The organism is Leptospira bandrabouensis, from assembly GCF_004770905.1.
In the GTDB taxonomy this organism is placed as follows: Bacteria; Spirochaetota; Leptospiria; order Leptospirales; family Leptospiraceae; genus Leptospira_A; species Leptospira_A bandrabouensis.
In genome coordinates this window covers 135,879-149,592 of record NZ_RQHT01000014.1, presented here as the reverse complement: position 1 = coordinate 149,592, position 13,714 = coordinate 135,879, and the positions used below count along the sequence as shown (strand labels likewise).

14 protein-coding genes are annotated in these 13,714 nt (G+C 36.9%); 9 read left to right on the top strand and 5 right to left on the bottom strand.

All coding sequences use genetic code 11. The annotated features are described in order from the left end of the window. Window positions 1-89: 89 nt before the first annotated feature. The 4 genes from EHR07_RS07850 to EHR07_RS07835 form a co-directional block, all read right to left on the bottom strand. The gene (locus EHR07_RS07850) at window positions 90-1,340 is read right to left on the bottom strand and encodes an RNA polymerase sigma factor (protein WP_135744581.1); all 1,251 of its coding nucleotides are present in this window, start codon (window positions 1,338-1,340) and stop codon (window positions 90-92) included. Beyond that, window positions 1,327-1,683 carry a YciI family protein gene (locus EHR07_RS07845; RefSeq protein WP_135744580.1) on the bottom strand — a complete coding sequence of 119 codons (357 nt, stop codon included), beginning with the start codon at window positions 1,681-1,683 and terminating at the stop codon, window positions 1,327-1,329. The genes EHR07_RS07850 and EHR07_RS07845 overlap by 14 nt, the downstream gene beginning before the upstream one ends. Before the next feature lie 161 nt (window positions 1,684-1,844). Then, entirely contained in the window at window positions 1,845-2,708 is an 864-nt protein-coding gene (locus EHR07_RS07840; protein ID WP_135744579.1) for a sterol desaturase family protein, read from the bottom strand. Window positions 2,709-2,821: 113 nt separating this feature from the next. Next, window positions 2,822-3,910 (bottom strand): helix-turn-helix domain-containing protein, encoded by a 1,089-nt coding sequence (locus tag EHR07_RS07835; protein WP_135744578.1) that lies wholly within the window; start codon window positions 3,908-3,910, stop codon window positions 2,822-2,824. 87 nt (window positions 3,911-3,997) lie between these two features. Here EHR07_RS07835 and EHR07_RS07830 point away from each other — a divergent pair, with 87 nt between their 5' ends. The 7 genes from EHR07_RS07830 to EHR07_RS07800 all read left to right on the top strand — a co-directional run bounded on the left by EHR07_RS07830 (window position 3,998) and on the right by EHR07_RS07800 (window position 10,469). Beyond that, complete coding sequence (locus tag EHR07_RS07830) at window positions 3,998-5,122, top strand: MlaE family ABC transporter permease (protein ID WP_135744577.1); 1,125 nt, start codon at window positions 3,998-4,000, stop codon at window positions 5,120-5,122. Beyond that, complete coding sequence (locus EHR07_RS07825) at window positions 5,119-5,886, top strand: ABC transporter ATP-binding protein (RefSeq protein ID WP_135744576.1); 768 nt, start codon at window positions 5,119-5,121, stop codon at window positions 5,884-5,886. The genes EHR07_RS07830 and EHR07_RS07825 overlap by 4 nt, the downstream gene beginning before the upstream one ends. Continuing rightward, a complete protein-coding gene (locus EHR07_RS07820; protein WP_135744575.1) occupies window positions 5,883-6,830 on the top strand; it encodes an MlaD family protein in 948 nt (315 codons plus the stop codon). Before EHR07_RS07825 ends, EHR07_RS07820 begins: the two co-directional genes overlap by 4 nt. Before the next feature lie 5 nt (window positions 6,831-6,835). Beyond that, window positions 6,836-7,447 carry an ABC-type transport auxiliary lipoprotein, LBF_0736 family gene (locus EHR07_RS07815; RefSeq protein ID WP_135744574.1) on the top strand — a complete coding sequence of 204 codons (612 nt, stop codon included), beginning with the start codon at window positions 6,836-6,838 and terminating at the stop codon, window positions 7,445-7,447. 139 nt (window positions 7,448-7,586) lie between these two features. Beyond that, window positions 7,587-8,771, top strand: a complete 1,185-nt coding sequence (locus EHR07_RS07810; protein WP_135744573.1) for a sterol desaturase family protein — start codon at window positions 7,587-7,589, stop codon at window positions 8,769-8,771. Window positions 8,772-8,780: 9 nt separating this feature from the next. Beyond that, entirely contained in the window at window positions 8,781-9,203 is a 423-nt protein-coding gene (locus EHR07_RS07805) for a VOC family protein (protein WP_135744572.1), read from the top strand. Between the two features lie 3 nt (window positions 9,204-9,206). Further along, complete coding sequence (locus EHR07_RS07800) at window positions 9,207-10,469, top strand: aminoacetone oxidase family FAD-binding enzyme (RefSeq protein ID WP_135744571.1); 1,263 nt, start codon at window positions 9,207-9,209, stop codon at window positions 10,467-10,469. On the opposite strand, the gene pyk is transcribed toward EHR07_RS07800, so the two are convergent. Further along, window positions 10,462-11,898: a pyruvate kinase gene (gene pyk / locus EHR07_RS07795; RefSeq protein ID WP_135744570.1), complete on the bottom strand. Its 1,437-nt coding sequence runs from the start codon at window positions 11,896-11,898 to the stop codon at window positions 10,462-10,464. The two genes, EHR07_RS07800 and pyk, sit on opposite strands and share 8 nt — an antisense overlap. A 91-nt stretch (window positions 11,899-11,989) precedes the next feature. Here pyk and EHR07_RS07790 point away from each other — a divergent pair, with 91 nt between their 5' ends. Both EHR07_RS07790 and EHR07_RS07785 read left to right on the top strand, forming a co-directional pair. Next, the gene (locus EHR07_RS07790) at window positions 11,990-12,889 is read left to right on the top strand and encodes a histone deacetylase family protein (RefSeq protein ID WP_135746224.1); all 900 of its coding nucleotides are present in this window, start codon (window positions 11,990-11,992) and stop codon (window positions 12,887-12,889) included. Continuing rightward, window positions 12,889-13,704 (top strand): hypothetical protein, encoded by an 816-nt coding sequence (locus EHR07_RS07785; protein ID WP_135744569.1) that lies wholly within the window; start codon window positions 12,889-12,891, stop codon window positions 13,702-13,704. Before EHR07_RS07790 ends, EHR07_RS07785 begins: the two co-directional genes overlap by 1 nt. Window positions 13,705-13,714 lie beyond the last annotated feature (10 nt).

Here is a 13,714-nt window from a genome sequence, read left to right as displayed (position 1 = left end):
GGCGAGTTTGTTTCTTTATAGGTCTTAAAAAGAAAAGGAAAAATGATTACAATGGATACAAGAAGAACTCGAGGTATATAAATTGGTTTCTACTCTCGAAAAGCATTTGAATTTAATTCTTTGATCTTTTGTTCTAATACAGCGATCTCTTTTTTGGATTTTGTTTTTTGAATTGCCTTCTGGTAATGTAGAGAGGCCAATTCGCTATTAGAATTAGAATATAAATATCCAAGTAATGAATGATAATCACGATTCTTATAATCTTGATAATTTTCCATCTCATTCAATGCTTTTTGTTTTCCATAAACTTTTGAATAAGCGAAAACTCGATTTAAAAAAACAGACGGAGATTGGTAGATTTCCAAAAAGTTATCGTATAGATTCAAGATGTATTTCCATTTTTCTAAGGACTCTTCTTGTGTATGCCAATAGGCAATGGCAGCTTCATAATGGTATCTTGATCTTGAGGTTGTACTGAATGCCTCTAAAAAATATTCGTTTCCCTTCTGAATCAAGTTTTGGTCCCATTTGGATTTATCTTGGTCAGTAAATATGACAACAGACCCTTGCGTATTTGTGCGTGAGTCGAGTCGAGATGCTTGAAAACAAAAGAGAGACATGAGTGCAAACAATTCAGGAGTTTTTGTTGATTCTGTCTGAGTCAGAGAGAGTCCTAAATTCATTGCTTGTTTGATTAAATCAATACGAATCACGGAATCTTTTGTTTTTGACGAATAACCTTCATTAAAAAGTAGATAAATTGTTAAAAGAACTGAGTCCATCCTCAATTTGATTTCATCAATTGTAAGATCTTTAATTTCAAATTTTGATTGTCGTAATTGTTCGCGTGCGCGGAATAAAATTTTTTTTACAGCTTCTTTGTTTGAATGAAGAGCAAATCCTATTTCTTCAACACTAAAGCCACATAAAATTTGTAGACTTAGACAAACTCTGCTTTTTGGAGAAATTGTATTTTCACAAACTGCAAAGATCATTGCAAGGTGACTGTCGGAAATTAAACTTTCTTCAAAACTAATGTCTTTTGGTTCTTCAATATTTGTGTTTAGAACATTATTTATTTTTTTTGTTTCGGATGTTTTTTTTCTAAAACCATCTTTTGCGATATTTTTGGCAACAGTGTAAAGCCAAGCAGAAGGATTTTCTGGGATTCCATTTTGTGGCCAAACTTCCGTGGCTCGTAAAAATGTTTCAGCAATAATGTCCTCAACTAAATCAATGTCTTTCAAACTAAAATGACGGCATAAAACTGCCGTCATTTTTACTTGTTCTCTACGAAACAAATCCGAAAGGATTTTGTTTTCTTGATTAGCTATGGTCATCAGGAGTTACGACTTTTCTAACTTCGACATTTCCTCCGATTTTTAGAATGGGACAACCTTTTGCAATTTCAACCGCACCAGTGAGTGATTCTGATCTAACAACGATATAGCCATTGATGAATTCTTTGATTTCTGTGTAAGGTCCATCTGTCACCAAATTGCCCGGACGAACTGTTTTTGCATCTGAAATCGCCAAACGGTTTCCTTTGTCGGCCAATTGTTCCTTAGCCGACAAATTGGTCATCCAGGCCATCCATTCTTGTAACAGTTTTTGCATTTGGTCAGGGGATGGTCTTTCTCCCTCTTGGTTGCTATTTCGAAAAATTAATGTGAACTCTTTCATTTTTTACCTCAAATGAATAACGTTTCCATTTTGGAAATGGGGACATGGACTGGAAAAAAAATCCCATCCATACCAGTTTCCATTGAGGTTATTGTAAAAAAAAGTTCAAAAAAGATGGGTCGAGTTTATCTCTTAGACAAGCAGACAACCCCAGGTTTGTTTTAAGAAATGAAAACTTCGACTCCCGCTTCTTTCTTCGGTTTTTGTTCTTTACGTTTTCTATCCCTTTCTTCTGTCACTTGTTCATAATAAGTTTCATAGTAAGGGAAGTTGGTTCCCATAAGTCGGTCCCAAACATTGAAATAGAGAGAATAGTTTCCTTGAAACTTTTGGTGATGAAGGTTATGGTGAGTGGATGTGTTGATCCACTTTGTAATCGGATGGGAAGCCCAACCTTTAGGAAAAAATTCATAACCTAGATGCCACCAAATGTTAAGAATCATGGCGTAAAAAGTGTGGAATAAAACTACATAAAAATGGACAGGAACAAACATCACAAAAGGAACAATGTAGATAGCTTCTAAAAAAGCTTCTGTTGCTTGGAACCGGTAGGCTGCGAGGGGAGAAGGATTAACGGATTGGTGGTGTTCCGAATGAACATGCGGGTATACTTTTTTGATATGAGCAAATCGATGCATCCAATAAAACCAAGTCTCATGCCAAATCGTAAAAAGTAGGAAACTTAAAAAAATATATCCGATCCCCGCTAAACTCGACACAGGCCCAAAGTAAACGGCACTTGGAACAATTTTTGCTTTCATCAAAGTGATGTTAGTCATAGCAACTAAAGTGAAAACAATTAGCGTCACTGCAGATTGGCGAAACTCTTTCCAAACCTTTTCTGCTTTAGGATATACTTTTTGGATGCGGTAGGTTTCGAAAAAATCCTTTCGCCAAACATAGAATAATAGAAATGCTAAACCTGCAATTGGGTAATAACGAAGGAAGTTTAAAACTCCTTGTGTAAAACCAATTTTGGTAACACAATCTAATACTAAATCACACTGAACCGGTCCACCAAACATAAACTCTCCTAAAGACTAAAAAAGAATGAATCCATTCTAACAAAAATCCAAACCCAAATCGACCGGATTGGTAAAGGCGGAATAAAAAAAGATTCCGATCGGGTCCATCCGGATCAGCTTTTGAGTGACTTCCGGAATTCGCTAGGACTTGTACCTACCTCTCGTTTGAAGGCATCGTAGAAGGTGGATTTAGAAGGGAAACCTACATCGTAAGCGATCGTTAAGATGTTTCGTTCTGGATGGGAAGCGAATAACTCTTTGGCCTCTTTGATTCGGTAAAAATTGATTAAATTAAAAAAATTTTTCTTTTGGTGGAGGTTTAAATATTCGGAGAGTTGGTGTTCCGAGAGTTTCATTTCTATGGCCAACTTTTCTAAATTGATACTTTCGTCCCGGTAAATCCTCTCTACATCCATCAGGTATTTCAATTGATTGTGCAAAGATTCTAAATTGATCCCACCCAATTGAGAGGTTTGGTATTTTTTTTCTTCGATTACAATCTTTTGGACTTCGCCCCATAATTCAGGACTTTTTTGTCGTAAAAGATAAATTCCTATGAGAAGGAAGGCGATGAGTGTAGAAACAAGTTCTAATCCATGCCTTTGGTGGAAAAATAAAGTATAAACTCCCACAAGGCTCGAAAAGGCTCCAATCCCTACAACGATTCCCACCAAACGAATGTGAGCTGAATTTTTGAATCTTTCCACACGTATGTATTTTACCATATTTGAAAAAACGTAAAAAGCCGCATAAAATATGGGTGAAACAGCGATGAGAATGGTAATTTGAAATTTTAGTGGAACTCCCTCTATTTGGTATTTTGAGTGAAGCGCAATTTTCTCTTCTCCGGAAGATAGATAAAACGGAAGAAGGAAAACCATCACGACTGCGGCAGGGGCCAATTCCCAATAAGAAAATTGATTTCTATTGGGACTTTCGTCCCAGAGTTCCGAAAAATAACGTTTGAGTAGGGCACCAATACAAGCGGTGAAAGGTAAGTGAATCAAATACAGGTGTGGAAAAAACTGGTAAAGCCCCGTGGCAGTTAGAAAGGTATGAGCTTGGAATAGGGAGGCAAAGAGAAATAATAAACCTTGGATTTGAGTTTGGCCTTTCGTATTTTTTCTAATGAATTCTCCCCATGCAAAGAGGAGAGAAAGGCCGGCAGAAAATCCAATCAAACCAGTTGTGAGATTCCACATTCTTGTTCATCTTTTATTCGATCGATTGGATTGTAAAATAAAATCACTTGCCTAAGGTTCCTTCCCATTTAGAATTACGTTTGAAACGTGGACACCATTCATCGACAATCCTCTTTTTTGTGGGAAGGTAGCACCTTAGAAATCCACCTCCCAACAGTTCTTACCGCTGTGGAAACTGGTAAAGATTGGACTGCCTTCATTAGTATCCTAAAAACAAATCCACCTAGGTCAATAGTGGTGCAGGCAAACGATTTGGTGGAATCGGATACTTCAGGAATTTCTTTTATCAAACTCATACGTTTAGAGTGCGAAGAAAGGAAAATACCTTTCGTATTGCGTGGGTTAGATGACCGGTTTAAATACCGGTTAAGTATAACCGACGACGATAGCAAAAAAAATAAAGAGACACTTTTAAGTGACCTTCGTCGGTCTGAAAAAATTGGAAAACTGACTATTGATTCGTTGTTAGAGTTTAAATATTTAGTTACCTTTACAGGGGAACTTACTATTTCGTTTTGGCGTTCTTTTTTACATCCTTCTAAAATTCGTTGGAAGGATACATTTCGAGTTGCCGAATCGATGGGAGTGAATGCGTTTCCTATCATTGCGATGATTGGATTTTTACTTGGCCTTATCATGTCTTTTCAATCTGCCATTCCTATGCGCAGGTTTGGTGCCGAGATTTTTGTAGCAAACCTTGTCGGACTTTCCTTGTTTCGTGAACTTGGACCTCTGATGACTGCCTTTATTTTATCAGGAAGGTCTGGTTCGGCCTTCGCAGCGGAACTCGGAACCATGAAAGTGTCGGAAGAAATCGATGCATTGACAACTATGGGTCTACCTCCCGTACAATTTTTAATCATTCCAAGGCTTGTGGCATCACTCGTAATGACCCCACTACTGACCATTGTGTTTAATCTGTTTGGATTGATCGGTGGTGCTGTTGTTCTCATTAGTTTTGGTTTTCCACTCGTAACTTTTATCAACCAAGTGAATTTAGCAGTGGGACTTTCAGATATCCTTGGTGGACTTTTGAAATCTTATTTTTTTGGGATGATCATCGCCTCCATCGGTTGTTACCGAGGTCTAAAAACGGCATCCGGAGCAGGAGCTGTTGGTGAGTCGACTACTTCGGCAGTAGTAGGATCTATCATACTTGTCTCTATCCTAGATGGAATTTTTTCCGTCTTATACTTTTATCTAAAGATATGAAAGAAAAACCTATCATTCGAGTAGAACACCTAACAACGGGTTATGGTAATACCGTTATTATGGAAGATATTTCTTTTGAAGTAAACCGAGGAGAAATTTTTGGAATCCTTGGTGGATCCGGTTGTGGTAAATCAACCGTATTAAAAAATATGATTGGTTTAACCTCACCATTTAGCGGGCGTATATGGATTGATGAAGATGATATCGTTCTCGCAGAAGGAAAGAAAAAAATCGAAATCTGGAATCGTATTGGAGTTATGTACCAACAAAGTGCTTTGTTTGGTTCCATGTCTCTTTTGGAAAACATTCGGTTACCATTGGAAGAGTTTACACAACTACCAGTAACCATCATGAACGAAATTGCCATGACCAAGTTAAAAATGGTAGGGTTATTTCCTTTTGCCCATCTTTATCCTTCCGAACTTTCTGGTGGTATGAAAAAACGTGCGGCCATTGCGCGTGCGATGGCAATGGATCCAGAAATTCTCTTTTTAGATGAACCAAGTGCTGGTTTAGATCCGATCACTAGTGTGGAATTGGACCACCTAATCATTCGTTTGTCGAGAACACTTGGTGTTACCTTTGTGATTGTGACACATGAGTTACCATCTGTATTTACAATGGCCGATCGTGTTATCGTATTAGATAAATCCAAAAAAGGTATTATTGCGGAAGGAAAACCTAAAGATTTAAAAGAAAAATCGAAAGACCCTTTTGTAAAACAATTCTTTAATCGTATTCCTCAGGAGAGTTCCCAGTTATGAACCAATCAAATAAAACTTATTTCAAAGTTGGGATTTTTGTCCTAGTTAGTTTTTTTACACTCATTTTATTTTTGATCATTTTTACAGCAGGGAATATCTTTCAAAGATCGGTGAGTTTGGAAACCTATTTCGACGAATCCGTGCAAGGATTGGATATCGGATCACCTGTCAAACATCGCGGTGTTAAGGTCGGAACAGTCCAAGAAATTACCTTTGTGCAAAATGTATATTCCGAGAAACTAAACCAAGATACTGAACTTCGGTATGGAAGATATGTTTTGATTAAGATGTCTGTTCCTGACTTTGTGAAAGGAGTTTACGGTGACGACTTAAAGAAAACTGTACAAAGAATGATTCAAAGTGGGTTACGTGTTCGACTCGCCTCACAAGGGTTAACCGGGACTGCTTATTTAGAAGTAGATTATCTAAACCCTGAAAAAAATCCTCCTTTGTCTATCGAATGGGAACCAAAAACTATTTATATTCCTTCGGCCCCAAGTACCATCTCTCGATTCACTGCTTCTGTGGATAAGTTTTTTGATAAAGTGGAAAAGGCAGATGTAGATAAAATACTTTTAGGTGTTGGGGAGCTCATTAAGAATCTTAACCAAACCATTCTTGATGCAAAACTTGGTGACTTAGCACGGGAATCGACAGGTTTACTTGTGGACCTTCGTAAAACAAATGCAGAGGTTAAGGCTCTCATTGCCAGTCCCGAGACACAAGGTTTTCCAAAAAAATTGGATACATCCATGACACAATTACAAACTACCCTAAAACGTTTGGACACTCTTCTTGCTTCCAACCAAGGTGATATATCCACTTCGATTGAAAATTTGAGAATTGCTTCGGAAGACTTAAAAGAAGTCACTGCCAATGCAAAAAAATACCCATCTCAGTTTCTCTTCGGAGAGGCACCAAATAAGTCTAAACTTTGGAAATAAATACAATGAAAGTTATAATCCGTTTTTTTCTTTTGGTTGGAATTGTTTTTTCACTCACTCATTGTTTTGGCGTTAGTAAAACGTTTCCTGAAAAAAGATTTTATTTAATCGAAACTTCAGAAACCAAACCAATGTTTGTTGTTCCGAAACCTAGAACTTTTGTTGTGCGGAAGGTATTTATTTCTCCCAAATTTGAGGGAAAGGAATTTGTATATCGCAAGGAAAATGCAGTTTATGAATCCGATTTTTACAATGGTTTTTTTATTCCACCAGCGCATAATTTCAAAGAAGAGTTTGTTCGTTCTCTTTTGAAATCTGGAAATTTTGAATGGGACGCAAGTGTTCATACTCGGGTGACAGTCACCCATTTCATTGAATTAAACTTAACTCAGTTGTATGGCGACTTTCGAACTAAGGAACCAAAAGCGGTCATTGAATTTGAAGTTGTAGTTTATGAAGATAAAGATTTTATATCTTCACCAGTATTTAGAAAAACCTATAAACAAATTCAACCCATTGACAAAAAAGAACCAGAAGCTTTAGTACTTGGTTGGAATTTAGGCCTTACCAAGTCCTTTGAAGAATTGAATTTGGATTTAAGTAAACAATTGAAATAATCATTGGATTCGAACTTTCTAATAAATAACAGTTCCGCTTCGTTGTTTCTTTTTGAATACTCTCAAGGTAGGAATATAAGAAACTAGGTTGCTTTTTCAATATGATCAGTATAGAAAATAGGAACGAAAAGGACACCCTATGAGACTAATAGAAACTATTGCTCCTATCTATATTTTACTGATGTTGGCCGAGGTGCTTTATACTCGTTATAAAAAGCAGGATTACTATTTTTATGAAGATTCTTTAGCGGATCTTAGTTTAGGAGTTCTTAGTCGTATTTTTGATGGTCTTATTCTTTTAGGAATAGTTTATGTTTATCAACATCTATACCAAATCTCTTGGGGAGTTGAATTTCTTTCAAAAATATATTTATCTCCAACTTCACCCATTCATTGGATTGTATTGTTCATTCTTTTGGATTTTTTATTTTATTGGGCCCATCGTTATAGCCATGAAATCAAAGTTTTGTGGGCCTCACACGTAGTGCATCATTCAAGTGAAGAATTTAATTTATCAGTGGCTCTTAGGCAATCCTTTGTTCGTAACATTGGTATCGGTCTTTTTTATTTGCCTCTATCATTATTAGGTTTCCCTGTTGAATCGTATTTAATCATTGATGCACTCAATCGAACTTACCAATTTTGGGTTCATACCCGTGCAATCAAAAAGTTACCGGCTTGGTTTGAATTTATATTTGTGACTCCTTCGCATCATAGAGTACACCATGCGATGAATCCTGAATACATTGATAGAAATTACGGTGGCGTATTTATTTTTTGGGATCGAATGTTCGGAACTTTTTGTGAAGAAACCAAAGAACCTCGGTATGGACTTGTTTCTCAATTACATACTTATGATCCAGTCACTGCGGAACTACATGTCTTCCGTGATTTATTTTCTGATTTGTGGAAAACTAAATACAAATGGCAAGGGATTCGATCTTTTTTTTCTTATCCATCAGTAAGACCGGATGACCTTCAAAGTACAGTCGACCGAGGAGTGACAGACCCTAAAGTCTGGTTAAGTCATAATAAATGGGAGATTGACAGAAAGGCAAAAATGCCACAATACAGGCGCAAGGCGGGGAATACTTTTTACAGGTTTTATCTTTTGGTTTCTTTTGTGGTTCCAACAGTTTTGACTTTATATTTTTTGAAACGAATGCATCAGTTTTCTTTCGGAGAAATTAGTTCTGTTTTTTTTCTTTTGGTTTTTTCCTTTGTGTCTTTAGGAAGACTATTGGAAGGGAAAAAAGAATGGGCCCGTTTTGAGATTCCTAAATATATTTCTTGGTTTGTGCTTTTGGTGTATTTTTTCCTATAGTAAAAAAAGATGAAATATTTACATACGATGATTCGGGTTTTGGATTTGGATAGAGCCCTCTATTTTTTTGTTGAGATCCTTGGGCTGAAAGTGACGAGAAGGAATGAACATCCAGAAGGAAAATTCACACTCGTATTTTTGTCTACAGGTGAAGAGGGTGCACCAGAGGTAGAACTTACTTATAACTGGGGACAAACAGATCCTTATTCCTCTGGTAGAAATTTTGGTCACTTGGCTTATGAAGTAGATAATATTTACGAAACTTGTGAACGAATTCAAAAGATGGGTGTTACCATCAATCGTCCTCCCAGGGATGGTCGTATGGCTTTCGTTAGGTCACCAGACCAAATTTCTATAGAACTTCTTCAAAAAGGAAAAGCTCTCCCGCCTTTGGAACCTTGGGTTTCAATGCCTAATACAGGTGAGTGGTAGGAATTGCAAAAGAATCCAAAAATTGCCATCATTGGAGCCGGTGCTTCCGGCTGTTTTGCCGCCCTACAAATTTACGAAGAATTACGAGGGTTATGCGATATCAAAATTTTCGAAAAATCAAAAGAACCTCTTGCTAAACTAAAGATATCTGGTGGAGGAAGGTGCAATGTCACTCATAATCTTTTTGATCCAGAACTCCTTTCTTTGCGGTATCCAAGGGGAAACAAAGAACTACGATGGGCTTTCGAAAGTTTTGGTCCCAATGACACTATCAATTGGTTTAAAAAAAGAGGAGTGGCACTAAAAGCGGAAGCAGATGGAAGGATATTTCCAACAACTGACAGTTCTGAAACCATAATCCAATGTTTTTTGGAGGAATTAAAATTGAAAAAAATTCCGATTCATTTCGAACAAGGATTAGTTGGTATTTATGCAAATCATACACCTAACCAGGATTCAAACCAAAAAACCGGATTCAGAGTTTTATGGGAAGGTGGAATTGAGGAAAACTTTGATATTGTAGTGGTTGCAACAGGTTCCAACCGAAAAGTTTGGAGTATACTAGAAAAGTTAGGTCATACAATTATAACTCCTGTTCCTTCCCTTTTTACGTTAACTCTTGAAAATACAGATCTTATGGAATTGACTGGCCTTGTCATTCCCAACTCTGAAATTAAAATTTTACCAAAAGGCAAACCTCAGAAAGGACCAATGTTAATCACACATTGGGGACTCAGTGGTCCTTGTGCCTTAAGGCTTTCCGCTTGGGAAGCCCGCACTTTGTTTGAAGCAGATTATAAAGTGGATTTATCTGTCAATTGGATCGGTGGAGAAAAGTCTCAAACCATTGAAGAAATATATTTAAACAAAAAAGAAAAAACACCAGGAGACAAGTTGATACCAGATCCTGAGTGGAAACTTCCAGTTAGGTTCTGGGATTGGATTTTAAAGGAATCAAAAATCCAACCAAACAAACGTTATTCTGATATTTCTAAATCTGAAATTAGGAATTTAAGCCTAACACTTACGCAGACCAAACTACGAATGGTTGCTAAAGGAGTCTTTAAAGAGGAATTTGTAACAGCTGGTGGAGTTTCAAGAAAAGACATCCAATTCCAAACTATGGAAAGTAAACAAATTCCCGGTCTTTTTTTTACTGGCGAAGTAATTGATGTGGATGGAATTACTGGGGGATTTAATTTCCAAAACGCCTGGACTACCGCAACACTGGCAGCCCGAGGTATTCGTAAAACAATGGTTACTTGATTTTATGGATTTGTATAAAGTCAACAGTCTGAGCTACAGATCCAGGTGCTCCCGATAGAATTACCACAGTATCTCCCGACTTTAACTTCCCTTCTGACTTTAGAGTTTTACTCATAAAGGCAATCATATCTGGAAATTTATCCATCATTGGCATGACGTATGCATCAACACCCCAATACAATTGCATTTTCCTTGCTGTACCAAGAAACGGGGTGAAAGAGTAAATTGGTTTCAGAGGACGAAACTCTGAAGAGAGAAGGGACGAATATCCTGATCTTGTAAAGTTGATGATGGCCTTTGCATTGATGGATCTAGAAATAGATTCCGCGGCACTACCGAGAGCCGTTCGTTCTACTTCAAATTCTGAACGATCCATGTATCTTAAATGAGATAAATAAATTTCTGATTCTTCGGCCGCTTGGATGATACTTGTCATGGTTTTCACGGTTTCGATAGGAAATTTTCCAGAAGCAGTTTCTCCTGATAACATAACTGCATCAGTTCCATCCATCACAGCATTGGCAACATCACTTGCCTCGGCTCTGGTTGGACGAGGGTTATCTATCATTGTCTCTAACATTTGTGTGGCAGTGATGACTGGTTTTCCCTTTTGGTTAAGTTTTGTTATCATTTCTTTTTGGATGATAGGAACATACTGTGTGTCTAACTCGACTCCCAAATCACCGCGTGCAATCATGATTCCGTCACAATTATCTATAATCTCTTCGATATTTTGAATGGCTTCAGGTCGTTCAATTTTTGCAATAAGACCTGCATAACTATCTTTCATAAATTGACGGGCCATCTCTAAATCGCTTGCTCGTCTAACAAATGATAACGCAATATAGTCAACTCCGAGTGACAAGGCAAATTGTAAGTCTTCGATGTCTTTTTCTGAGAGGGCTGGTGCCGATATAGGTGTACCAGGAAGGTTAATCCCTTTGTTATCTTTTAAGGTACCTCCGATGATTGTTTCCAAAATTGCTTTTTCTTTTGTTTTAGATTTTACAACAAAAGAAAGTTTTCCATCGTCAATGAGGATTTTGTGTCCAACATCAATGTCGTTTAGGATGTACTGATAGGTACAACCGATTTCCTCTTTTGTCCCAAGGAAATCTGATTTATTATTAATGGCGATTTGGTCACCTGTTTTGAGTTCTAAGGGACCAGTTCCTAATTTACCGGTTCTTATTTTAGGGCCTTGTAAATCGGCAAGAATGCCAATGGATTTGCCGGATTCCTGTTCACATTCACGTAATAATTCAAATATTTCCTTGTGGTAATCATGAGTGGAATGGGAGAAGTTCATCCTTGCCAAATCCATTCCTGAATAAATCAATCTTAAGATAGTTTCTCGGTTTGCGGAGGCAGGACCAATGGTACAGATAATTTTAGTGCGTTTGTTTGGGATTTTTTCGTCTACCGGCATAGTCTCTATTTTTGTCTTTTTTGATTTTTCCTGCAAGTAAATTGTACGGTTTGAATTGACTTGTGTCTTTTTTCACAAAAATATCAATTTAATGGCATCCAATGCACTCGCTCTTATCTACCATTCTTCGTACAATCTCGAATTACCGGGTCATGTATTTCCAGCTCATAAGTATTCTCATCTTTACAACCGAGTCAAAAGAGATCCGGTTTACGCATCCTGGGACATTTTGTTACCAAAAAAAGCAGAAGAAGCTGATTTGGAGTTGGTACATACCAAAGAATATTTAGACGATTTGTTTAGTTTTGAGCATACATCCCGAACCATGTATTCAGAACTTCCACTTAATCGAAGTATTGTGGAAAGTTTTATGTATGGTGTTGGTGGAACGATGATGGCGGCGGAGCTTTCAAAGAAATTTCAATTTGCCTTTAATATGGGCGGTGGTTACCACCATAGTTTCCCAGACAAAGCAGAAGGATTTTGTTATCTAAATGATGTAGCGATTGCTATACGGAAACAAAAAGAAACAAATCCTAATTTAAATGCTCTCATCATTGACTTAGATTTGCACCAAGGGAACGGGAATTCCTATATTTTTCAATATGATGACAAAGTTTTCACATTTTCGATGCACCAAGGAAATCTTTATCCAAAGAAAGAAGTATCTAACTTGGATATTAACTTAGAACCTAACACAAAAGATGATGAATATCTATCTACCTTAGAAACAGCACTAAATCAAATTCGCAAAGATTTTGATTCCAATATAATTTATTATGTTGCAGGTGCTGATCCTTATGAAGATGATTCTCTTGGAGAATTGAAAGTTTCCATGAAAGGTTTAAAGGAACGTGATTTGATAGTTCGTAAATTTGCTGAGTCTTTAAATGTGCCTTGTGTTGTCACTCTCGCTGGTGGTTATGCACGTGACTTTCGTGACACAGTGGAAATTCATTTTAACACTATCACTGCATTTGGTGAAAAATAATGGGAATTTTTTCATCTACAGACAAAAAGAAAAACCAGTCTGATTGGTTAGATTTAGATGATTTGTCTTTAGTAGATGTATCTAAAGAACTAAATACTTCATTAAATATGGAACCAAAATTATTCAATCGGTTCACTCATTATGAAGTAGAACAGATGTTAGTAAATTCTGGACTCATCAAAGCTGTTGAAAAACGTGGTTTCCATAACTCTATCATTGAATTAGAAATTCTCAATGATTACGATAATCGAATTTATATCAAATCAGAGAATAAAAAAATCTTAGTTCACACTCGTTTGAAAGTTTCGCAATTCCAACTAAAAGGTGATGATGAACAGTTCCCAATGATTTATATCGATTGGTTACTCACTCAAAATATTAATTTTGAACCAGGTGATATTAAAAAAGAATTATACTTCGGACAAGAATATCCTGGTTTAAATGTTCTAAATGAATTTACTGATTTTATTCGTGATTTATCCAAAAAATTAGGTACATCAGGTGCTTTCAATGTTCCCGAATATTTTCACGATGCAGTTTTGTTCTCACGAAAATTTCGATTCATTGATCCTGAAAAAGAAGGAACCTTTCGTGCTCTTGTAAAAAATTTTCGAGGTACAAACCTCCGTAATTTATCTTCTCAAATCCATCAGAACAGAGTTCGTTATGAAAGTGGCGAACCATACGAATGGAAATACGGAGAAATGATATCCTGCACCGATATCTATTTGGAGAAAAAAGTATTTCATGAGGCGTATTTTAGAAAAGTGGAGGAAGTGAAAGAAAAACTAAAATTCACATTGGTCTCAAAATAACCATTCACCA